The organism is Mycobacterium sp. ACS4054 (assembly GCF_001667275.1).
Classification (GTDB): domain Bacteria; phylum Actinomycetota; class Actinomycetes; order Mycobacteriales; family Mycobacteriaceae; genus Mycobacterium.
Window position 1 is genome coordinate 127616 of record NZ_LZHV01000050.1, and the last position, 21730, is coordinate 149345.

General features: G+C 69.3%; 19 protein-coding genes. 5 read left to right on the top strand and 14 right to left on the bottom strand.

What is annotated here, in order from left to right; translation table 11 throughout:
• Window positions 1-112: 112 nt before the first annotated feature.
• The gene (gene fadD1 / locus A5730_RS13460; protein WP_067900883.1) at window positions 113-1756 is read left to right on the top strand and encodes a fatty-acid--CoA ligase FadD1; all 1644 of its coding nucleotides are present in this window, start codon (window positions 113-115) and stop codon (window positions 1754-1756) included.
• Here the strand turns inward: fadD1 and A5730_RS13465 are convergent.
• The 9 genes from A5730_RS13465 to A5730_RS13505 all read right to left on the bottom strand — a co-directional run bounded on the left by A5730_RS13465 (window position 1695) and on the right by A5730_RS13505 (window position 12057).
• A complete protein-coding gene (locus A5730_RS13465; RefSeq protein ID WP_067900886.1) occupies window positions 1695-2348 on the bottom strand; it encodes a PadR family transcriptional regulator in 654 nt (217 codons plus the stop codon). The two genes, fadD1 and A5730_RS13465, sit on opposite strands and share 62 nt — an antisense overlap.
• A complete protein-coding gene (locus tag A5730_RS13470) occupies window positions 2345-2767 on the bottom strand; it encodes a Zn-ribbon domain-containing OB-fold protein (RefSeq protein WP_067900887.1) in 423 nt (140 codons plus the stop codon). Before A5730_RS13470 ends, A5730_RS13465 begins: the two co-directional genes overlap by 4 nt.
• On the bottom strand, window positions 2764-3924 hold the full coding sequence (locus tag A5730_RS13475; protein ID WP_067900890.1) for a thiolase family protein: 1161 nt from the start codon (window positions 3922-3924) through the stop codon (window positions 2764-2766). Before A5730_RS13475 ends, A5730_RS13470 begins: the two co-directional genes overlap by 4 nt.
• A gap of 14 nt (window positions 3925-3938) precedes the next feature.
• Window positions 3939-4265 carry a hypothetical protein gene (locus A5730_RS13480; RefSeq protein ID WP_067900893.1) on the bottom strand — a complete coding sequence of 109 codons (327 nt, stop codon included), beginning with the start codon at window positions 4263-4265 and terminating at the stop codon, window positions 3939-3941.
• A 1-nt stretch (window position 4266) separates the two neighbouring features.
• A complete protein-coding gene (locus A5730_RS13485; protein WP_067900895.1) occupies window positions 4267-6600 on the bottom strand; it encodes a CoA transferase in 2334 nt (777 codons plus the stop codon).
• A gap of 2 nt (window positions 6601-6602) precedes the next feature.
• Window positions 6603-7952, bottom strand: coding sequence for an amidohydrolase family protein (locus A5730_RS13490; protein ID WP_067900897.1), 1350 nt, complete (start codon window positions 7950-7952; stop codon window positions 6603-6605).
• 243 nt (window positions 7953-8195) lie between these two features.
• Window positions 8196-8609, bottom strand: coding sequence for a Zn-ribbon domain-containing OB-fold protein (locus A5730_RS13495; RefSeq protein WP_067900900.1), 414 nt, complete (start codon window positions 8607-8609; stop codon window positions 8196-8198).
• 5 nt (window positions 8610-8614) lie between these two features.
• The gene (locus A5730_RS13500) at window positions 8615-9823 is read right to left on the bottom strand and encodes a thiolase family protein (RefSeq protein ID WP_067900902.1); all 1209 of its coding nucleotides are present in this window, start codon (window positions 9821-9823) and stop codon (window positions 8615-8617) included.
• A gap of 8 nt (window positions 9824-9831) precedes the next feature.
• The gene (locus A5730_RS13505; RefSeq protein ID WP_067900905.1) at window positions 9832-12057 is read right to left on the bottom strand and encodes an acyl-CoA dehydrogenase; all 2226 of its coding nucleotides are present in this window, start codon (window positions 12055-12057) and stop codon (window positions 9832-9834) included.
• Window positions 12058-12210: 153 nt separating this feature from the next.
• On the opposite strand from A5730_RS13505, the gene A5730_RS13510 reads away from it, so the two are divergent.
• Complete coding sequence (locus A5730_RS13510) at window positions 12211-12798, top strand: TetR/AcrR family transcriptional regulator (protein WP_067900908.1); 588 nt, start codon at window positions 12211-12213, stop codon at window positions 12796-12798.
• Here the strand turns inward: A5730_RS13510 and A5730_RS13515 are convergent.
• Entirely contained in the window at window positions 12736-14616 is a 1881-nt protein-coding gene (locus A5730_RS13515) for a pyruvate kinase (protein WP_197506253.1), read from the bottom strand. The genes A5730_RS13510 and A5730_RS13515 overlap by 63 nt on opposite strands.
• Before the next feature lie 157 nt (window positions 14617-14773).
• Window positions 14774-15370 carry a TetR family transcriptional regulator gene (locus tag A5730_RS13520; RefSeq protein WP_067900911.1) on the bottom strand — a complete coding sequence of 199 codons (597 nt, stop codon included), beginning with the start codon at window positions 15368-15370 and terminating at the stop codon, window positions 14774-14776.
• A gap of 60 nt (window positions 15371-15430) precedes the next feature.
• Between A5730_RS13520 and A5730_RS13525 the strand changes: the two genes are divergently transcribed.
• The 3 genes from A5730_RS13525 (at window position 15431) to A5730_RS13535 (ending at window position 18864) form a co-directional block, all read left to right on the top strand.
• Window positions 15431-16528: a DUF1214 domain-containing protein gene (locus A5730_RS13525; RefSeq protein WP_067900914.1), complete on the top strand. Its 1098-nt coding sequence runs from the start codon at window positions 15431-15433 to the stop codon at window positions 16526-16528.
• The gene (locus tag A5730_RS13530) at window positions 16525-17697 is read left to right on the top strand and encodes a sulfotransferase (RefSeq protein ID WP_067900917.1); all 1173 of its coding nucleotides are present in this window, start codon (window positions 16525-16527) and stop codon (window positions 17695-17697) included. Before A5730_RS13525 ends, A5730_RS13530 begins: the two co-directional genes overlap by 4 nt.
• A gap of 78 nt (window positions 17698-17775) precedes the next feature.
• Complete coding sequence (locus tag A5730_RS13535; RefSeq protein ID WP_067900920.1) at window positions 17776-18864, top strand: DUF190 domain-containing protein; 1089 nt, start codon at window positions 17776-17778, stop codon at window positions 18862-18864.
• Here the strand turns inward: A5730_RS13535 and A5730_RS13540 are convergent.
• The 3 genes from A5730_RS13540 to A5730_RS13550 all read right to left on the bottom strand — a co-directional run bounded on the left by A5730_RS13540 (window position 18861) and on the right by A5730_RS13550 (window position 21573).
• Window positions 18861-19754: a fructose bisphosphate aldolase gene (locus tag A5730_RS13540; RefSeq protein ID WP_067900923.1), complete on the bottom strand. Its 894-nt coding sequence runs from the start codon at window positions 19752-19754 to the stop codon at window positions 18861-18863. The two genes, A5730_RS13535 and A5730_RS13540, sit on opposite strands and share 4 nt — an antisense overlap.
• A gap of 116 nt (window positions 19755-19870) precedes the next feature.
• Complete coding sequence (locus A5730_RS13545; RefSeq protein WP_082946827.1) at window positions 19871-20449, bottom strand: cytochrome b; 579 nt, start codon at window positions 20447-20449, stop codon at window positions 19871-19873.
• Window positions 20446-21573, bottom strand: a complete 1128-nt coding sequence (locus tag A5730_RS13550) for a catalase family peroxidase (RefSeq protein WP_304442325.1) — start codon at window positions 21571-21573, stop codon at window positions 20446-20448. The genes A5730_RS13545 and A5730_RS13550 overlap by 4 nt, the downstream gene beginning before the upstream one ends.
• Window positions 21574-21730: the final 157 nt, after the last annotated feature.

Here is a 21730-nt window from a genome sequence, read left to right on the forward strand (position 1 = left end):
TGCCCAACGCGAGGTGATGACGGACCGGCTTCGGGCGCGGCCCGACCACCGCTACGATAAGACGGACCGTCTCGTCTCGTAGGGCTAGGCAGAGCAAAGGTGACTCCGACCGATGACTGACGACACCATCCAGGCACTGCTGCGCAAGCGCCTGTCCGATCCGCGGGCCGCGGTGAAACATCGTGGTTTGCAGTGGAGTTGGAGTCAGTACCTGGCCGGCGCGTCGGCGCGGGCCTCGGCCCTGATAGCCGCCGCCGACCCGGACCGGCCCATGCACGTGGGCGCCCTGCTGGGCAACAACCCCGAGATGCTCAGCCAGATGGCGGCGGCAGGCCTCGGCGGTTACGTCCTGTGCGGCGTGAACACCACGCGGCGCGGCGAGGCGCTCGCGGCCGACGTTCGGCGCGCCCACTGCCAGTTCCTGGTGACCGACGCCGAACACCGCCACCTGCTCGACGGCCTCGACCTCGACGGGACACACATCCTCGACACCTCGACGCCGGAATGGACCGAATTCGTCAAGGACGCCGGTGAACTCGTCCCGCACCGGCAGGTCACCGCGATGGACCCGTTCATGATGATCTTCACGTCGGGCACCAGCGGAAACCCCAAGGCGGTGCAGGTATCACACCTGATGGCGGCATTCGCCGGGCTCAACCTGGCGCAGCGCTTCGCGCTGTCCGAGCGGGACACCTGCTACGTGTCGATGCCGCTGTTCCACTCCAACGCCGTCGTCGCGGGATGGGCGCCCGCGGTGGTCTCGGGCGCCGCGATCGTGCCGGCGAAGTTCTCGGCGAGCAGCTTTCTCGACGACGTCCGCCACTACGGCGCGACGTACATGAACTACGTGGGCAAGCCGCTGGCCTACATCCTCGCGACGCCGGAACGCGACGACGACGCCGACAATTCCTTGCGGGTCGCGTTCGGCAACGAGGCCAACGACAAGGACATCGAGGAGTTCGCGCGCCGGTTCGGCGTCCAGGTCGAGGACGGCTTCGGCTCCACGGAGAACGCCGTCATGGTGATCCGCGAACCCGGCACTCCGAAGGGCTCCATCGGCAAGGGGGCCGACGGGGTGGCGATCTACAACAGCGACACCGTCACCGAGTGCGCGGTCGCGCGCTTCGACGCCGACGGCGCATTGGTCAATGCCGACGAAGCCGTGGGCGAGTTGGTCAACACGGCCGGCTCGGGGTTCTTCACCGGTTACTACAACGATCCCGAAGCCAACGCCGAGCGCATGCGCCACGGCATGTACTGGTCCGGTGACCTCGCCTACCGGGACGCGGAAGGCTGGATATACCTGGCCGGCCGCACCGCGGACTGGATGCGGGTCGACGGCGAGAACCTCACGGCGGCCCCTATCGAACGAATCCTCTTGCGGCACAGCTCCATCAATCGCGTCGCGGTGTACGCCGTTCCGGACGAGCGGGTGGGCGACCAGGTGATGGCCGCGATCGTCCTCAACGAGGGGCAGACCCTCGACCCCGCCGCGTTCGAGGCGTTTCTCGACGCCCAGGCCGACCTGTCCCCGAAGGGCCGCCCGCGCTACGTCCGCATCGCCACCGACCTGCCCAGCACCGCCACGCACAAGGTGCTCAAGCGCCAGCTGATCGCCGAAGGAACGACCGTCGCCGACGACGAGCTGCTGTGGGAGCGCGAACCGCGCGGGACCGCCTACGCGGTCGTGGCGCCTAAGTCGGGCTCTCGGTCACCCGGCGGCGGATCTGGCCCTTCGACCGTCGCACCCGTTTGACCGGATCCCGCGCTGTCCCAGCGGCGATTTCGTCGCGCAACTGGGCGATGTTGGAGAGCTCCGCGTAGAGGCCGCGGATCGCATAGTCCAGGACGGCGAAGGAGAAGCGCTGTTCCGGGTCGTCGGTGATGCCGAGTTCGCGCGACCGCTGCCGTGACCACAACGCCTCGTCCAGCCGCGCCCGCGTCGCCTCGAGGTGCCGGTCCAACGTGTCGACGACGCGGTCGGGGTCCTCGCCGCGGGCGAGCCACGTCTTGAGGATGACCGGGTGCTTGATGACGACCCGGTCCTGACCCGGGAAGTGCTGCACCCACCGGCGCAGGGCGTCCCGCCCGGCATCGGTGGTCTCGTAGAGCGTGATCGCGCGCTTGCCCGATTGGGCGGCGATCTCGCCGACCATGCCGCGTGCCAACAACCGGTTCAGCTCGCGCCGTACGTGACTGACCGACGGGGACCAATAGAAATGGCCGACCGACAACTCGGCGCGCATCTTGATCTCGCCCGCGGTGAGCTGCTCGTCGTTGGCGGCCAGCACACCCAGCACCAGGTAGGCGGTTACCGGCAGGCCGTTGCTGGTTCGCTGCGGGCTCATGGTGATTCGGTGAAGTAGGGCAGCGTCACGTCGGGACCGACGGGGTGGAACTGCACCCGCACGCGCATGCCGATGCGCAACTCCTCCGGCGGCACGCCGACGACGTTGGTCAGCATCTGGTAGCCCTCGTCCAGGGTGACGATCGCCGGCGCGTAGGGCGGCTCGAATTCCGCCGTCACCGGTCGCCGAACCACGGTCCAGCTGTAGATCTCGCCGGACCCGCCGCCACGCTCCCAACGCACCTGCGCCGAAAGGCATTCGCGGCAGTGCTCGGTCGGCGGGAAGTTCGCCAGGCCGCAGGCCTCGCAGCGTTGATATCGCAACTCCCCCGACCGGCAGCCCTGCCAGAAGGGGACGCTGAGCGGGCTAGTGGCGTGGGGCACGGGGCCGGTTTGTGGGCGCAGGGCATCGGCGGTCACAGCGGTTCGTCCCCCAGGATCAGCAGCGTGGTGAACAAGGCCCCGGCTCCCCCGTTGCTGCACAACGCGATATGCGCATCGGGTACCTGCAGTTCGCCGGCCTGGCCGCGCAGCTGCTGGACGGCCCGGACGGCCCGCTGCATCATCTGCGGATTGGAGCCCGCATGGCTGAACGACATGGTTCCTCCGTCGGTGGTGATGGGGTGGCTGCCGTCGATGGCGATGTGCCCGTCGGCGACGAATGGTCCGCCCTCGCCGTCGCCGCAGAACCCGAACGCCTCGAGTTGGCGGATGATTTCGAACGAGAACGGGTCGTACAGCTCCAGGACGTCGACGTCTCCGGGCCGCAGTCCGGCATGAGCGAACGCGCGCTGGGCCGCGCGCCTGCCCACTACACCGTTGACGTTCCCGTCCCGCCGACCGGCGAGGTCCCACGCCGGCGGGTGCTGATACGACGGGCCGTGGAAGTCGGCACCGCTGCCCAAAACGTAGACGGGTTGGCTTGCGCCCTCGGTCTTTTCGAGGTTTGCCACGACCAGTGCGCACCCGCCCTCGGAGGTGGTGGCGCAGTCGAGGAGATGAAACGGGTCGGCGATCGGCCGGGAGGCGGTGATGTCGTCGGGCGTGAAGGGCCCGCGCCCGTAGTACACGGCTTCGGGGTTTCGCGATCCGTTGTTGCGGATGGTCGCGGCCACCATCGAAAGTTGTTCGCGCGTCGTGCCGTAAACGTGCATGTGGCGGCGCGCGATCAGCGCGAACTCGGCGGTGGTGAACATGCCCCACGGCGCCACGAATTCGTTCTCGGGCCGGGTCCACGGCGCCGTCGCCTCGTGGTCGCGGTACTCCCCGGCCTGCGCGGCGACGAGCACCACCACATCGGCCATGCCATGCTCGATGGCGGCGGCCGCCTCGGTGATCATGCCCACCCCGAACGCGAGGCCCTGCCACGCCGGCCCCAGGCGCAGGTCGTAGATCAGGGCGGTGGATAGTGGGCCCGCGCTGATGCCGTCCACGTCCTCGATGCGCAGGCCCGCATCGTCGAGCGCACCGCGGATGGCCGCCAGTGCAAGGCTGCGTGAGGTCTCACCGTCCAGGCGTCGGCCCTGCCGGGTGTTGTGCACCCCGACGATCGCCGCCGTGCGTCTCGTGGTTGCCACTTCGATCCTCGCTCTTAGTTTTCGTCCGCCACGACACCGAGATAGGTGCCGACGACGTCGTATCGTCGCCCGTCGCGGGAGATGGTTCCGATCGTCGTGGTCCGAGCACCCCCGGCCGCCGCCGCTTCCACGATGTCGATCCGCACATCCACGGGGCGCGCCGTCTGCGGGTCGGTGATCTCGACGACCATCGCCACCGCTCGCTCGTGCTCGTCCCACTCGACGCTCGTGATCCGGTGCCGGGCGGTCAATTCGATCACCACCGAGTCCCGGCGGACCAAAAACCGTACCGGCGCGCATAACTCGCCGGGACGGGGCGGCACGCACAGGGTCACCGCCATGTCACAGGCCCGCCGGCCGGGTGCTGATGGTCCCCGATTCCCGCAGGGCGGACAGGTCATGGTCGGTGCGCCCCAGCAGGCCGGTCAGGACCTCCGCGGTGTGCTGGCCATACGTCGGCGGGGGCCGGCGAATCCAGCGGCGCGGTTTGCCGAGGAACGCGAATGGCATTCCGGTACAAAGGAACTCACCGGCCACGGGGTGATCGACGGTCTCCCAGAAGCCGCGCGCCCGCAGGTGCGGGTCACCAAGCAGCTCGGGGGCCGCCGTGACCCGCGCGGCGGCCACTCCTGCGGCGCGCAGTGCGCCGACGGCCTCGGCCACCGAACGCCGGGCCGCCCAGTCGGAGATCAGCTTGTCGAGTTCATCCGGTTGCTCGTGCCAGTCGCTCGTGCGGATATCCGGCCGCCCCAGCAGCCCGGCCAGGGCCGTGCGCGCGGCGTCGTCGGTCGCGGCCAGCGCGACCCACTCGTCATCACCGTGGCAGCGATAGACCCCCTGCGGCCGGGCACCGGGCCCGCGATTCCCGTTGCGGCGCATCTCGATTCCGTCGCGCGAGTACTCCACCAGCATCTCGGCGGCCACGTTCAGCGCCGCTTCGACCATGGTGGATTCGACGTGCATTCCGGTGCCGTCGCGGTCGCGGATGACCAGCGCGGCCACGGCGGCGAAGGCCGCGTGCAGGCCGGCGATCGGGTCGCACACCCCGCGGGGGATGACCGGGGGGCCGTCGGCGTGTCCGGTCATCCACGCCATGCCGGTCGCCTGTTCCATCGTCTGGGCGAAACCCACGCGGTCGCGCCACGGACCATCGAGGCCGAAGGCGGGCATTCGCACCATGATCGCGCGGGGGTTGGCCGCGCGCACGGCATCCCAGCCCAGGCCGAAGTTCGTCATCACCCGCGGCGAGAAGTTCTCGACGACCAGATCGCTGGCGGCGATGAGATCGAGGGCGAGGGCGCGGCCCGCGTCGGTGCTCAGTTCGACGCTGACGCCGCGCTTGTTGTTGTTGCTGCACAAGAAGACCGGGCCCCACTCCCACCACTGATCCCAGCTGGGTGGGCGGCCCGCGGAAAACCTCATGCCGTCGGGGCGGCGGACGCCCTCGACTTTGATCACGTCGGCACCCAGCGCGCCCAGCAGTTGCGTCGCGACCGGCCCCGCCCAGAAGGCGGTGAAATCGGTTATCCGCGTGTCGGCCAGCGGCAGGGCGTCTGCGGCGGAACCCGCGGGCCGGGCGGGCCTTGGCGGCCAGTGGATTCGGCCGTTGTCGGCGCCGAGTCGAGGCGGCCGTCCGGGCGGCCCGGTGATCATCGCGTCGCTGCGGTAGGGCACCCGCGGCGCAAGGACGCCGGCTTCGGATTCGACGAACACGCCGCGTTCCACGAAATGGTCGATCTTGGGCAGCATCTCGGGCGTCGCGATGGGGGCCACCGGGATTCGGAATGCGACCGCGAGGTCGACGATCTCCTGCGTGGTGCGGGACTGGGTCCATTGCGTGACCATGCCGAGGAACTCGTCGCGGCGGGCGACGCGCCCGTCGAACGAGGCCAGGTCGGCGTCGTCGAGCAGATCGGCGCGGTCGATCAGCACCAGGAAGTCCTGGAACTGCTGGGCGGTGATGGTGCAGAAGCCGACCAGGCCGTCGGCGGTGGGAACGATCGACGGCAGCTCCAGACTGCGCTGTCCCAGTAGCGAATCCGCGCCCAGCACGCTGGCCGACATGGCCGACAGGCCGCCCATCGCGATCACCATGGCCTCGTAGGTCGAGACGTCGACGATCTCCCCGCGTCCGCCCCGCGCGGCGTGCCGGGCGGTCGCGGCGGCGACCGCGGCCGCGAACGTGCCGGCCAGCCACTCACCCAGCTCACCGCCGGCCTGCACCGGTTCGTCCTCCGGCCAGCCGCGCCCGGCGGTCGAGCCGCACAACGCCTGCAGGATGAACTCGTTGGCCGCGACGCGATCGTCCACGTAGGGGCCGGTTGTGCCGAATGGGGTCACGGCGACCACCACGGCCGACGGTCCGGTGTGGGACGTGATTTCCTCGAGTGTCCACCCGTCGGTCAGGTCGGTCAGCACGATGTCGGCACCGGCCAGCAGCGTCGCGACCTCCGCCGGGTCGCCGTTGGTGACCGACCTCTTCCCGGCGGCCAGATAGCCGAACAGGGCCCCGGGCGGCCCACCCGCGGACCGCCCGCGCAGCGAATCCCCCTGCGGCGATTCGATTTTCACCACGTCGGCGCCGGCGTCGGCGAACATCTTGCCGCAGTAGGACACCGCGATGCCGTTGGACACCTCCACCACGCGCCAGCCGGCGAACGGTGCCTGGGGTGTCACGTTCAGTTGCCCAGGGTGGTCGCGCGCAACCCGGCGCGCCGGGAAATATCAGGAGCCTCGGCCGTCACCTGCGCCTGCAGGGCGAACTGCGTCATCCGGGTCCAGGCGTCGCGATCACGCTGGCTGGCGCGGCGGCCGACGTGCGTGACCACGTCGACGTCGGCGGCCTGGGCCCGCAGCTGACCGGCGCGGGCGTGCTCCTTCGGGATGTGCCGGAACGGGTCGAATGAGTAGGCGGCCATGGCGTTTTCGTGCGTGATCTTGTCGATCACGGAATCGTCGAGATGCCCCATCGTCTCGATGACGTCTTCCGGGGCGAACGGCCAGTTGCTGTCCGAATGGGGAAAGTCGGACTCCCAGCACAGCATGTCCTCGTTGAACCAGTCCATGTTGCGCACGCCGACCTTATCGCTGATGAAGCACGTGTAGAAGTGCCGCTTGAACACGTCGGCCGGGCCGCTATAGCCGGGCGGGAACTTGGCCAGCGTCCAGCCCGAGTGGCGGTTGAATACGTGCTCGGCGCGCCACAGGAAGTACGGAATCCAGCCGACGTCACCCTCGGTGAGGGAGAACTTCAGCTGCGGGAAGTCCGCCCAGAACTCGGCCCAGATCAGCTCGGTGAACGTGAACATGCTCATCATCGACGACGCCGTCATCTGCACGCTGGGCGGGGCGTCCGTCGACACCTGCGGGGAACGCGACGCGGAGCCGACGTGCGTGCACAGCACCGTCTTGTTCTCGCAGACCGCCTCGAACAGCGGGTACCAGTACTTGGTGTGAATGCTGGGCATCTGCAACGCCTCTGGGTTCTCCGAGAACGTCACCGCGTGACAGCCCTTGCCCGCGAGCCGCTTGACCTCCTTGGCCGCCTCGGCCACGTCGAACAGCGGCAGGATGCCACAGGGGATGAATCGGCCGGGGTAGGCGGCGCACCACTCGTCGATGTGCCAGTCGTTGTAGGCCTTGATCATCACCAGGTTGACCTCGCGGTCGGGACCCTGGTTGAGGACCTGGCCGGAGAAGCCGGTGAAGTTCGGGAAATTGAGGCCCGCCAATTGACCGCCCGCATTCATGTCCCGGACCCGCTCGTCCACGTTGAAGCAACCCGGCCGCATCTCGTCGTAGCGCGAGGCGTCGATGTTGTACATTTCCCGCGGCTTGCCCGCCACGGCGTTCAGGCCCATGTTGCGCCCGCGGACCTCGCCGTAGTACCACTGCTGCACGCCGTCGGGTTCGAGGACCACCCGCGGTGCGCGGTCCTTGTATTTCGCGGGCACGTGGGCGTCGAACATGTCGGCGGGCTCGGCGATGTGGTCGTCCACGCTGATCAGGATCAAGTCGTCCTTGTGCATGCCGCGCTCCTCTCCGAAATAGTGACTAGTAGATAATGGCGGCGATCACAGTGTCAACTGGCTGCGCGGCCGCGGTGCCCTCGCTATTCGGTTGCATTGCAATACCGAGTGCGCCAGACGCGGTCCGCTCGCCTGCGGCGTGTCCGCGGCCAAATCCGCGACTAATAGTCCGCCGCCCCGAGTGTGCGGCTGGCCGCACGTTCGAGCGCGAGTGTGCGGCTAGCCGCACGCTCGGCGGCGGCCTCAGTCGGCGGGCGCATACCGCAGCATGGTGACGTCGTGCTCCGGGTAGTCGAAGAACACCGGCTTGACCCGCATCCCCACCCGCAGGTCGGCGGGGTCGACGTCGACCATCTCGGTGGAAAACCGGGGCCCCTCGTCCCATTCGACGATGGCCAGCAGCTGCGGCACGGCGTCGGCGAAGTGCGGGCTGACCGGCCTGCGCGCCACGGTGTAGGAGTACAACGTGCCCATGCCGGAGATCTCCCGCCACTCGAGATCGTCGGCGAGCGTGCCCGGCGCGCGCACCCGCGGGTAGAACACGTAACTGCCCAGCGAGGGCGAGTACTGGATGACGATGCGATGCTGCGCCAGCGCATCCCAAAATGGCGCGCTGGTGGGGGTTTTGACGGGCATCGGGCGCTCGAAGGTGGCCATGTCGATCAGTCCCCCTCGAGGATGAGCGTGGTTTGCTCCGACAGGATGCCCCCGTTGCCGGACACGAAGGCGCGGTGGCAGTCGGCGACCTGGGCCGCACCCGCGCGGCCCATGATCTGGCGGGTGGCGTCGCAGACGTGGTGCATGCCGCCGGCCAGGCCGGCTTGCCCGAAGCCGAGTTGCCCCCCGGCCGTGTTGAGCGGGAAGTCGCCGCGGAAGGTCATGTCGTGGCCGGCGACGAACTCCATACCCTTGCCCTTCTCGCAGAAGCCCGCGTCCTCCAGCGACAGCAACACGGTGATGGTGTAGCAGTCGTAGATCGACACCATGTCCATCTGCTCGCGGCTCAGCTCCGTCATGGCGAACGCGGTGTCGGCGGCCTCGGCGATCGGCGTGTGCAGCAGGTCCTTGGCGTACGTCGGGGTCTTGAACGGCACGTGCTCGCCGAATCCCTTGATCCACACCGGTCGGTGACGCGCGCGTCTGGCCAGATCGGCGTTGGCGACGACGACCGCGGCGCCCCCGACGCAGGGCATGACGATCTCCAGCATGTGCAGCGGGTCGGCGATCACCGGGCTGGCCAGGACGTCGTCGACGGTGAGCGGCTTGTCCTTCCAGATCGCGCCGTCGGTGTGGTTGGCGTTGACCCGCTGATCGACGACGATCTTGGCCATCGCCCGCTCGTCGTAGCCGTACACGGCCGCGTAGCGCTGGGCGACCTGCCCATAGGGCCCGTTCTGGCCGAGGTTGCCGTAGGGGATCTCGAATTCGGCCTGGGGAGAGCCGTATTGGTTGCTCGACGAACCGAAGAACATCGCGTCCACCATCGGTCGGGGCTTCTTCTTCGACGAGGGGGTGATGTAGCGCGCCGGCAGCGCGCACAACACGGCGTCACAGATGCCCAGCTCGATCGCCGCGGCCGCCCGCCACACCAGGGCGGCGGCGCTGGCTCCGCCGAGGTCCACGTGTTCGGCGAATCGCGCCCCGACGCCGAGGTATTCGGCGATGGTCGACGGCACGAAGATCTCCGACTCCGCCAGGTGCGACGCCACGATGCCGTCGACGACGGCACCGGGCAACCCGGCATCGGCGAGGGCGGCCGCGGAGAGTTCCGCCCATTGCTCGATGGCGAACGGCGCGGGCGTGGCCTTGTTGAGCCGTTCGGGCGGCAGTTCGACGTATCCGACGATCGCGGCCTCTCCGCGTAAACCCATGGGCCGTCCTACTTTCGGGGTAGTCCGAGGATCATCTGCGCGATGATGTTCAGCTGAATCTCCCGGGTTCCTCCGCCGATCAGCTCGGCGGGCAGGTGCAGGTACCGCTCGACGATGTCCGGGTCGGAGTCGGCGACCATCGCGGCGCGCCCGGTCAATTGCAGCGTGGCCTCGAACGTCTTGCGGAGCAGCACGTTCATGGCGACCTTGGCGATGCTGGAGGCCGGGCCGGATGCCTGGCCGTCGAGCAACCGGATGGTTTCGCGCACCCCCAGGGCCTTGATGGCGTTGGCGTAGGCGTCGAGTTCGCCGAGCGCGCGCAGCGCGTCGTCGCGGTCCGGCCCCGGTTCCGCCGCGAGCCGGCGCAGAGCGGCCGCCCGGTCGAACTTGACGTAACCGCTGATGGCCGAACGCTCTTCGGCCATGGTGGCGATCGCGAGGTTCCAGCCGTCGCTGGGTGCGCCCAGCAACATCTCGTCGGGAACGAAGACGTCGTCGAGGAACACCTCGTTGAAGTGCGCCTGCCCGGTGGCCGTTTTGATCGGCTGGACTTCGATGCCGGGCGACCGCATATCCAGGATGAAATAACCGATGCCACGGTGCTTGCTGGCTTCCGGGTCGGTGCGCGCCAGCAGGGCGCCCAGGTCGGCGTACTGCGCCAGCGACGTCCAGATCTTGTGGCCGTTGATCCGCCAACCGCCGTCGACCTTGGTTGCGCGGGTGGCCAGCGACGCGAGGTCGGAGCCGGCGCCCGGCTCACTGAACAGCTGGCACCAATGAATCTCGCCGCGTTGGGTCGGCGGAATCAGCTTTTCCTGCAGGTCTTTTGGTGCGGCGGCCAGCACCGAGGGCAGGATCCACTCGGCGATGTTCAGCGACGGCCGGACCAGCGCGGGCCGCTTGGCGAACTCTTCGTCGATGATGAGCTGCTTGAGGGGACCCGCATCGACGCCCCACGGCGCCGGCCAGTGCGGCGCGATCAGCCCGGCATCGGCCAGCAACGTGCGCTGGGGCCCGGAGGCCTGGTCCGGGTAGTCGCCGTGCGGTGCCGGTATGTCGTTGGCCAACTGCATTGCGGCGTCAAGGGTCTCGGCCACCCGGGAACGGAACTGCGCTTCCGCGTCCCCGAGGTCGACCGACATGTCGCGCTGCTGCGTGCAGGTCAGCCGCCCGAGGCGCCGGGCCCAGCGATTCGCCGGGCCGATCGACGCCGCGAGGCTGATCGCCCGGCGCCAGTAGAGATGCAGATCGTGCTCCCAGGTGAAGCCGATGGCCCCGAACATGGTCAGCGCGTCGAGGACCAGATCTGGCACGGGTGCGATCGCCATCACCGCCGCGCCGGCGGCGGCCATGCGGTGCTGGTCGATCGGTTCGTCGGCGGCGCGGACCGCGTCCCAGGCCGCCGCCGTGGCCAGTTCGCTGCTAACCAGCAACATCGCGGCGTTGTGCTGCAACGCCTGGAAGGTGCCGATCACCTTGCCGAACTGTTCCCGGCTCCGCAGGTGCGCGGTGGCCGCTTCCACGCACCACTGCACGATGCCGCTCAACGCGCTGGCCAGCAGCCCGAGCGTCACGCACCGTGCGCGGTCGGGATCGATGCCGGTGAGCACCTCGGAGCCCGCCGCGCGGTAGTCGTCGAGCCGCAACACCCCGGCGTCGGCGACGAGGTCGGTCCCGTTCACGGGTTCCGCTGTCACCGCCGGCTTTTCAGCGTCGACGACCACCCAGACCACGCCTTCGTCGTCCCCACGGGCGGCGACCAGGACCGTCTGCGCCGCGCACACGCCGGCGGTGACCTCCGACGCGCCGGTGACCGACCATCCCCCGCCGTCGGCGAGCGCGCGGAAGTCGCCGTCGTCGGGCAGCACGACGGCCGCGATCGCGCCCGCGGCCAGGCGCCGCACCAGTGCCTCGGCGGCCGGTGTCGCATCGGCCAGCAAGGCGACGGCCCCCGCGGCGACCGTCGGCAGGAGCGGCCCGGGCAGTAGCGCCCTGCCCGCCGCCTCCAGGACGCAGGCGGCGTCGATCAGCCGGCCGCTTTGCCCGCCCAGGTCCTCGGGCACGTGCACGGCGTGAAAACCGTTGCCGACGAGTGCATCCCACCATTCCGGGGACCGGCCCGCCGCAAGATCATCGAAACTGTCGCGCGTGGCGGCGATGGGGGCGTGCCGGCCGGCGAACTGCCCGACCGCATCGCTGAGCTCCTGCTGCTCCGGGCTCAATCCCAGGGTCACGGCGACGGCCGAGTGGTGACTGAAGTTGGCCGCACCGACTGCTACCCTTCCGGCTAGAATGCCCTTACAAGACGGACCGTCTCGTCTTGTGGCAGACTACCGGGGCCAGTCAGGATATGTAAAGCGGGCCACCGCAGCAGCGAGGATCACCCAATGCCAAGCGATCTCACCCAGACGACCCCGCCGAGGCGTCGCAGCGAGAAGTCGCGCACGGCGATCGTCACCGCCACCCGCGAGCTCCTTCTCGAACGGGGCTTCGACGGCCTGAGCATCGAGGCCGTCGCCGCCCGGGCCGGCGTGGGCAAGCAGACCATCTACCGCTGGTGGCCCAGCCGCCCGGCGCTGGTGGCCGACGTGATGCTCGAGGATGCCGACAGGCTGCTCGCGTCGGTCAATCACACCGACGACCTGGCCGCCGACTTGGTCGGCTGGGTCCGAAAGCTCGCCAGAACTCTGACGACGGCCCGCGGCGCGGCGATGCTGCGCATCCTGACCGTCGCGGGCATGGAACACGAGGACACCGCCGTCAAGCTGCGCGCCGGGTTCAGCGAGCCCCTGTACGAGAGCGTCCGGGCCCGGATCCTCGCCGACGGCATCGACGGCAACACGGCCGAGTCGGCCGCGGACGCGATCGTCGGGGGTGTCGTCTATCCGATCCTGTCTGACCCGCAAGGGTATTCACGACGCCGAGCCGAGCTCACGACCCGGTTCATCGTCGACGCCCTGGCCCGCCGAGGCTGACCAGGACCGCAGCGGGCGCAGCAACGCGTTCTTCTTGTAGTAGTGGTCCGCCATGCGCCGCATGATGTTGTCCAGCACGGTGACCGCATCGTCGAGGAAGGGGCCCTTGTTCAGCATCACGCACTCGGCCCGTTCGCTCATCGCCGCGTCGCTGATCTCGGCGCGCGACGGAAGGCCGGTCTTGGCAAGTTGTTCGAGAACCTGCGTCGCCCAGATCACCGGCAGGTGTGCGGCCTCGCACAGCCACAGGATCTCCTCCTGCAACTCGGCCATCCGCTCGTAACCGCACTCGACCGCCAGATCCCCCCGGGCGATCATCACCCCAACCCGGGGCCGGCGCATCGCGGTGAGCAACAGCTGCGGCAGGTCTTCGAATGCGCGCCGGGTTTCGATCTTGAGCACGACGCCCAACCGGTGCCCGTCGAGCCGATCGAGTTCGTCGAGCAATCGCTCGACATCGGCCGGATTGCGAACGAACGACATGTCCACCAGATCCGCCAGTTCCACCACGGCGGCGAGGTCGGCGACATCGCGGTCCGTGAGCGCCGATATCGGCAGGTCGGTGTCGGGCATGTTGATGCCCTTCCCCGCCTTCAGGCGGGCCTCCCCCTGCTCGGGACGGTCGATGCGAACGGTGAGCGCCTCGCGGGCGACCGACACCACCCGGCCGCCGATCTTGCCGTCGTCGAAGTGGACGGCGTCACCCGGGCGGGCATGGACGAACGCCTCCGCCAGCGTGCATCCGATCCGGGGTTGGCCACCGGTCGGCGCCGGTGAACAGTCGCGGGTCAATTCCAGCAGGTCTCCGGCGCGCACCGACAGGCTGCGCTCCTTCTCCGGAAGCGGGCCCACTTCCGTTGCGTCGTCGGTGTTTTCGGCGCGCAGCACCGTCCCGCTCACCAGGTAGGTCGTCCGCTTGGTGGCGACCACGAATCCGCCCGGGGCGGCCTCCAGGACGAGTCGCCGCCGGGATCCACGGGCGTCCCGCAGCACCAGCACGTCGCCCGCCCCGCGGTTGGCCAGCCACGGCGCCGGCACCGTAACCACCGCCATCCCGGGTTCGGGTGGGTGCGCCGGCTCCTCGGTCGACGTCAGCCATCCCCGTGCCGGTGCGACGACCCGGCCGAGATCATCTCGGCGCGGACGCAGCTTCAGCACGCGGGGACCCGGCTCCAGTGGCCCGGTCCGCAGCTTGGGCCCCGCCAAATCCATCGCCACCAAGCAGGTCGTGCCGGCGCTGGAGGCAGCGTCCCGGACATGGCGGGCCATGGCCCGCCAGGCCCGCACGTCGTCGTGGGCGCAGTTGATGCGCGCGATGTTCATCCCCCGCCGCACCAACTCGCGCACCAGCTCCGCGTCGGTCGCGGCCTGCGATGGCAGCGTGACCATGATGCGCGTCATGCGATGCGCCGGCCGCGGCCCAAGCAACTCCACCGTGCGTTGCCGCAACATCGTTTGCCCCTGCTCGATCGGCACCGCCGACGGTGGCGGCGGCTGCCAGTTCCCGTCCGCGATGGCGGCGACGGCCGCACGGACCGCGGCGAGCGTGGCCTGGACATGTGCTTCGCTGCGACCCAACGACGACAGGCCGAAATCCGCCAGGCTCGCCTGCAATTCGCGTAGGTCGAACTGGCGAATCGCCCAGTAATGCACGAGGTTTCGTGCGCTCGCCCGGTGTTCCGGTGCAATGGCCGGAAGCCACGCCGCCCAGGACCGCTCCGCGTCCCGCAGGCTGGTCAGCAGACCGTCGATCTGCTCGAGCAACCCCGCCAGCCGCCGCTTGACATCAGCGTCGGCGGATTCCCGGCTGCCGGGGATCGATTGGCCGACCGCACGCTGACCAGACACGGAAGCTCCCCATTCTGTGGCCTCACGGCCACACAGTGTTAACGTCGGCGTAACGCGAATCACCAAGGCACACAGGAAGTTACCGGCGCGACGGGCATCACGACAGGGACATTGGTCCCCAATACGGCTACCGCCGCGGCTGTCCGATCGTCACCGCGGCCAGGCCCTCGCTCACGCGCTCCGGCAGGGATCCCCCGTGGCTGAGCCAATCGTCGAGGGCGATGCGCACGGTCGCCATGGCCAGCGCACCGATCAGGCGCGGCCTGGGGTCCTGGGGCGCCAGTCGCGGCAACCGCGGCGCGATGAGCTCGGCGATCGCCAGCTCGTAGCGCACATAGATGTGCAGCGTCCACGCGTCCAATGTCTCGGAAGACCTTGTCAGGGTGGCCAATTCGCGAACCTGGTCCTCGATGTCGGCGAACCCGCCGGCCAGGTCCCCGAATGCGCCGACGACCGCATCGGTGGCGCTCAGGTCTTTGGGCTGGGCCGCCAGGGCGGCGGTGATGCGGTTGAGCCAGTGGACGGTCATGCCCTCGGCGACGGCGTCTTCCTTGGAATTGAAATAGCGGAAGAAGGTGGCCCGCCCGATGTCAGCCGCGTCGGCGATACGGTCCACCGTCGTGCCGGCCAGCCCGCGCTCGCCGACCAGCTGAGCGGCGGCGGCGGCGATGCGCTGGCGCATCGCCGTGCGCTTCCGCTCGGCCAACGACGTCGTAACAGCCATTCCCCACCCTTTTCCACGAATCGACCCCTAAAGCGTAAGACATAGTCTTAGCATGAGACGATGTCTCAAGACCCCGGTTCGTCCACTCAGGTGGCCCCCAACGCGCGGGCCGCGTGGCAGTTCTTCCAGCAGATGGTCGCGGACGTCACCAAGATCGTGGCCGAGGACGCCGAGTCCGAGCGGGAACTGCTCGAGGGGCTGCGCCTGATCGCGCGCGTCTCCTCCCTCTGCGCGCAGATGTCGGTGGAGGCCGACCCCGAGCGGCCCTCCTTCTTCGATATGTGTTCGGAGAACCGCATGATCGGCGGTCCGAATCCGGACGGCAACTACTACCTGGCGATGATCCGGGGCGACCGCGGCTACCGGATCACCGGCTCGCGGGGCAGCAGCGCCTACCTCGGGCTGCAGATCCTGGCCGGAACCGGACTCACGCCGCGCCGCATGGCGGGCTACGTCAGCGACGTCGATTTGCCCCTGCGCGCAGGCGAATTCGCGCTCGTGCTATCGGCCGACGAACCCGCCGACCTCGCCGGCGCGCAATGGGTGAAGATTCCCGACGACGCCTCGTCGGTGGTGGTCCGCGAGTACATCGGTGATCGCGCGCGCGAACAGCTCGCCACGCTGTGCATCGAGGCGCTCGACGCCGGCCCGCTGACGCCGCTGACCGACGGCGAGCTGGCCGACCAGTTCACCGCGATGGCCTGGTCCCTGATGAAGCTGGCCACGCTGCACCGCACCATCAAGCCCGAACTGCTCGATACGCCGAACACACTGCTCACGGCGGAGGCCGCCAACCTCGGCGCCGCCGACACCACCCCCGACAACCTGTACATGATCGGGACCTACCGGCTCGAAGCCGACGAGGCCCTGCTGCTCGACATCGCGCCCCCCGACACCCGCTACTGGAACGTCACGCTGGAGAACATCTGGCACGAATGCCTGGAACCCCGCGCCCGGCACAGCTCGGTGACCAACCGCGGCGTGACCCCCGATGCCGACGGCCGCGTTCGAATCGCGATCTCCGCCAAGGATTTCGGCGTCGGCCACTGGCTGGACACCGGCGGACGCCACCGCGGCTTCGTCACCCTGCGCTGGCTCGACAACCCCAGCCCGCCAGACGTGGCGGTTTCGGTGCGCCGATGTGAGGAGCCGGCATGACGCTGCAGGACCGATTCGCCCCCGAACGGCTGGTCGCCGCCGCCTGCGAGGAGGTGGGCAGCGACGACTTCGGCGCCGAGGGCTGGCGGCCGGGACTGCACCGCCTCACCGACGGGCTGATCAACGACGCGCGGCTGTCGGACATCGGCGTGGAGGTCGCCCACCTCGACATCATGCGCGCGCTGAAGAATCGTTTGGGCGTGATCGCCTGGCGCAAGCAACATCCCGAAATCGCCACCAAACCGATTGCGGCGCCGATATTCATCGTCGGCCAGCCGCGCACCGGGACCACCATCCTCTATGACCTGCTCGCCCAGGACCCAGAGCTGCGCGCCCCGCTCACGTGGGAGGTCGACGAGCCGTGCCCGGTGCCGCAGCCGGAGACTTACCACGACGACCCGCGCATCGCGCAGGCCCAGGCCAGCATCGACCTGTCCGAACAGATCATGCCGGGGTTCCTCGCATTTCATCCGATGGGCGCCCTCGTCGGCCAGGAGTGCGTCCGCATCACCGCCGGCGAGTTCGTCAGCATGATCTTCACCGTGCAGTACCGCCTGCCCAGCTACTACCGCTGGCTGCTCTACGAGGCGGACCACGCGGGCGCCTACCGTTACCATCGAATCTTCCTGCAGCACTTGCAATCCGGCGTGCCGGGCCAGTGGCTGCTGAAATCTCCGGCGCACCTGTGGCAGCTCGACACGCTGCTGGCCGAGTACCCGGACGCGTTGATCGTGCAGACCCACCGCGACCCGCTCAACGTCATCTCGTCGATCGCCGCCCTGACCCACCACCTGCGCCAGATGTGCAGCGACGAGTCCAGCATCGCCGAGTGCGCGGCCCAGTCCTACGAGGAGATCGTCGTCGGCCTGGAGCGCGAGATGGCCCTGCGCGAGAGCGGGGCGGTGCCGGCGGACCGCGTGATCGACGTGCAATACAGCGACTTCATCAACGATCCGTGGACCACGATCAAGGACATCTACCAACGGCTGGACCGCGACCTGCGCCCCGATGCCGAGCAGAAGATGCGCGCGTTCCTCGCGGCCCATCCCGGTGACGGCGGCCGCGGCCGCTACACCTGGTCCGACACCCGGCTGCGGGAGGGCGAGGTGCGGGAGCGGGTGCGCGCCTACCAGGACCGCTACGCGGTCCCCACCGAGACGCTGCGCTGACCGCGGCGCCGTCGAACATCGTTGCGGCGCTTGGGGTCTGCGACCGAGTAGGATCGCCTCAACGCGACAGGAGCGGCCATGGACGAAGACTGCCTGAAGCTCACCACCTATCTGGCCGAGCGGCGTCGAACCGACGACGGCTTCGTCTCCGACGTGCTGCTCGACCTCTACGCGCGGCACCGCATCGCCTGCGGCGTGGTGCTGCGCGGCATCGGCGGCTTCGGCTCCGGGCGGCACCTGCGAACCGACGAATCACTGACCTTGTCAGAGGATCCACCCGTCGCGATCGTGGCCGTCGACACCCGGGCGAAGATCGAGGCCTTGCTGGACCCGGTGCTCGCCATCAAGCAGCGCGGCCTGGTCACGTTGGAGCGGGCCCGGCTATTCCGCGGGGACGGGGCCGTCCCGGGGCCGCCGGAGCTCCCCGACGAATTGCGCGAATCCGTCAAGTTGACCGTCTACGTCGGCCGCAAGGAACGGGTCAACGGCGCCCCCGCGTATGTCGCCGTCTGCGACCTGTTGCATCGCCGCCGGATAGCCGGTGCGTCGGTCCTGCTGGCGGTGGACGGCGTCACGGACGGGCGGCGGCACCGCGCCCGCTTCTTCGGCCGCAACGCCAACGTGCCGATGATGATCGTCGCCGTCGGCTCGGGCGAGCGCATCGGCGGCGTGCTGCCGGAACTGGCGGGGCTGCTCCGGCGCCCCATGTTCACGCTCGAGCGGGTGCGCGTGTGCAAACGCGACGGCGAACTCCTGGAACGGCCGCACGCCCTGCCCGGGGTCGACGAACGCGGTTTGCCGCTGTTTCAGAAGTTGACCGTCTACACGTCGGAGTCGGCGCTGCACGGCGGGGTGCCGATTCACCGCGCGATCGTGCGGCGGCTCCGTCAGCGCGACGCGCCCGACGGGGCGACGGTGGTGCGGGGTATCTGGGGTTACCACGGGGACCATCAACCGCACGGTGACAAGTGGTTCTCGCTACGCCGCCGCGTCCCCGTGGTCACGATCGTCGTCGACACCCCGTCCAACGTCGCCGAATCCTTCGCCGTGATAGACGAATTGACCCGCGACGACGGGCTGGTGACCAGCGAGATGGTGCCGGCGGTGGTGTCGGACGACCACGACGCCGGCGACGGGCCGCCGCGGATGGCCGACCACCGCTACTAGCCGGCGACCGACGCGTCGTAGATCGACTGGATCGCCTTGTCCAGCGTGGCGTTGAACTGCTCGTCGGACTGGTCGACCGTGAGCCCCTCGGTGAGCGCGCGGCTGAAGCTGGCGATCAGGCTCGTGTTCTTCGCCAGCAGCTCGTTGGCTTCCTCGCGGGAGTAGCCGCCGGACAGGGCCACCACGCGCATCACCTTCGGGTGCTCGATCAGCGGGCGGTAGAAGTTGACCTCACTGGGCAGGCTCAGCTTGAGCATCACGCGCTGACCCTCGGGCACGTTCTCGAGCTGCTTGGTGATCTCGTCGCGCAGGATGGCCTCGGCCTCGGCCTTGTCCGAGATCGAGATGGTGACCTCGGGCTCGATGATGGGCACCAGGCCGTGCGAGAGCACCTGGTGGGCCAGCTCGAATTGCTGGGCGACCACGGCGGCGATGCCCTCGGCGTTCGCGCCGCCGATCACCGACCGTTCCTTGGTGCCGAAGACGCCCTTGCTCACGGCGCGCTCCAGCAACTCGTCCAGTCCCGGGATCGGCTTCATCAGTTGCACGTCGTCGGACGCCTCGGCCAGGCCCTTGTCGATCTTGAGAATGGGCACCACGCCCTTGGTCTCCCACAGGTAGGTGGTCGACGGCTTGCCCTCGATCTCGCGGTCCATGGTCTGCTCGAAGAGGATGGCGGCCAGCACCCGGTCCCCGGTGAACGCCGGCGACGTGATGATCCTCGATCGCATCTGGTGAATGAGGTCGAACATCTCCTCTTCGGAGGAGTACGCGTCGTCCTCGATGCCGTAGAGGCGCAACGCCTTCGGCGTCGAGCCGCCGCTTTGGTCGAGTGCCGCGATGAATCCCTTCCCCGACGTCATCCGGTCCGCCTGCTTCTCGTTCGGCATGGACGTCCTCCACTCCCTCGTGGTCCCGTGCGGTCACGGCGCCTACGGTGCTGCGCACCCCTGAAACGATCGTGCCGATCATATTCGGCCGGTCAGAGCCCCGGGGAGGCCGGTCGTCACACCTCGGCTTGGTCCGACCGCGGGGAGGCGGGCCTGGCGCGCCACAGCGCCATGCGGTCAAGGAGCCCGTCGCGCAGAACCAGCGTGTGAAAGAGCACGGCGCACATGTGCGCGGTGAACGTCAGGAACAGCAGGAAGGCGAAGGCGCCGTGGCACTCGCGCAGCACCGCGAAGACGTCTATGCGGTGCGGGGCGATGCCGGGCAGCCGCAGCGGACCGATCAGCGTGACCGGGAACCGCGCGGCCGACAGCATGGCCCAGCCGGTGAGGGGTTGCACCAGCAGCAGGGCGTAGAGCAGGTATTCGGACCACGTCGCGACGCGGCGTTCGGCGCGGCCCATCGTGGCGAGAAACGGCGGCGGCCGGTGGGTGAGCCGGTTCGCCAGCCGCACCACGGCGAATACCAGGATCAGCACGCCGAGCGGCCGGTGAACGGCCAGCAGCAGCGGGTAGTAGCTGAGCGCCGCGACCATGGTGGCGCCGATGAGCAGTTGCGCGATCACCATCGGCGCCATCAGCCAGTGCAGCAGCCGGGACGGCAGCGCGAACCGGGCCGCGGCGGGCCTTTCCTTCACCGCAGCACCCGTGAGACGTCGACTTCGCTGGGCGTTTTCGGCTCCTCGGCGCGGCGGGTGAACGAACGGGCGTAGACCGCCGACCTCGCGGCGAGCAACGGGTCGTCGGAGGCGGCGATGCCGTCGGGCAGGACCAGCGGGTCGAAGTTGATATCGCGGGCGTTGCCGGGCGCCTCGGTCTGCACGGCCGTGATGGTGATGGTGCCGGCGTCGACGGTGCGCCGCGCCGCCGGCCAGGGTTTCGTGGCGTCGTGGGTCGGATCGCCCGGCTCGCCGATGGTGAGCAGCAGCCGCCAGCTCAGCGGTCGCAGCGCGAGCGCGCGGATGAGGTCGTCGAACAGGTAGTCCTTGCCCGGGGACGGCGCCGGCACCCCTGGCGCTTGCTGCGGGACGGCCGCCCAGCGCACCGGGACGGTCGCTCCGGCGCCGTTGGTGAATCGGAAGGCGTTCAGCCCGTAAAAGGCGCTGTCGGCGAACCCCGCGGTGGGCGGGGCCTGCTTGATGAGCTTCATGGCCGCGACGGTCTCGGGATGGCGGTCGAGGAATGCGGCCATCTTCTCCGGGTCGGGCTTGCCTGTCTCGGGCACGGGCCGGGACGCGAGCAGCCGGTCGTAGAACCCCTGGGGCGTGCTGTCGGGGAAGACGGGGATGTTGATCATCGCCGTGCGCCATTGCTGGCCGTCGGGGCCCTGGAAGAGCAGGCCGAGGCCCCGCACCGTGGCGGCCGCGTCCGCCTGATCCGGTAGACCGCCCGACAGGGAGAACCGGCCGATCACCGGCACGGTTCCCGCTCCGAAGACCGCCGCCCGGCAGACCGCCGCCCCCGCCCCGCTGCTGGCGAACGTCCCGACCGCGCTGAGCCCCTTCGCGTGATTCCGGCGAAAACCGTCGTGACGTCCGTAGACGTGTTCGAAGCGGTCGGCGAACCGGGGTGGCGTCAACGCGCCCGGCCGCAGCCAGCCACCGGCGTAGGCGAACCCGCCCACGTCCACCGCGGCTATGCCTGCCACGGCTCCCATGCCCAGCAATGCGCGCCGCCGCGTCAGCGCGTCGGCGAGGGGCCGCGTGGGCTCGAGGTCGCCGGGCTGATCGCCCTGTTCGCCACCGCCGTCACCGGGCTCCACGAGCACCACCCTTCGGCGTTTCTGCAGGCCAGGGGGCCTGGGCTGGACCGGAATCCGGTGGAGGTAATTCACGCACGGGCCGACGCCCGGCGCAACTTCTGCGGTGAGGGTCGCACACAATCACAGGACGTCGCCGCGCGCCGATTCGTTCACTCGT

Coding starts and splice junctions, on each gene's coding strand:
- fadD1 (WP_067900883.1), top strand. CDS start 113: ATGACTGACGACACCATCCAGGCACTGCTGCGCAAGCGCCTGTCCGAT.
- A5730_RS13465 (WP_067900886.1), bottom strand. CDS start 2,348: ATGAGCCCGCAGCGAACCAGCAACGGCCTGCCGGTAACCGCCTACCTG.
- A5730_RS13480 (WP_067900893.1), bottom strand. CDS start 4,265: ATGGCGGTGACCCTGTGCGTGCCGCCCCGTCCCGGCGAGTTATGCGCG.
- A5730_RS13490 (WP_067900897.1), bottom strand. CDS start 7,952: ATGCACAAGGACGACTTGATCCTGATCAGCGTGGACGACCACATCGCC.
- A5730_RS13495 (WP_067900900.1), bottom strand. CDS start 8,609: ATGGCCACCTTCGAGCGCCCGATGCCCGTCAAAACCCCCACCAGCGCG.
- A5730_RS13500 (WP_067900902.1), bottom strand. CDS start 9,823: ATGGGTTTACGCGGAGAGGCCGCGATCGTCGGATACGTCGAACTGCCG.
- A5730_RS13510 (WP_067900908.1), top strand. CDS start 12,211: ATGCCAAGCGATCTCACCCAGACGACCCCGCCGAGGCGTCGCAGCGAG.
- A5730_RS13520 (WP_067900911.1), bottom strand. CDS start 15,370: ATGGCTGTTACGACGTCGTTGGCCGAGCGGAAGCGCACGGCGATGCGC.
- A5730_RS13525 (WP_067900914.1), top strand. CDS start 15,431: ATGTCTCAAGACCCCGGTTCGTCCACTCAGGTGGCCCCCAACGCGCGG.
- A5730_RS13530 (WP_067900917.1), top strand. CDS start 16,525: ATGACGCTGCAGGACCGATTCGCCCCCGAACGGCTGGTCGCCGCCGCC.
- A5730_RS13535 (WP_067900920.1), top strand. CDS start 17,776: ATGGACGAAGACTGCCTGAAGCTCACCACCTATCTGGCCGAGCGGCGT.
- A5730_RS13540 (WP_067900923.1), bottom strand. CDS start 19,754: ATGCCGAACGAGAAGCAGGCGGACCGGATGACGTCGGGGAAGGGATTC.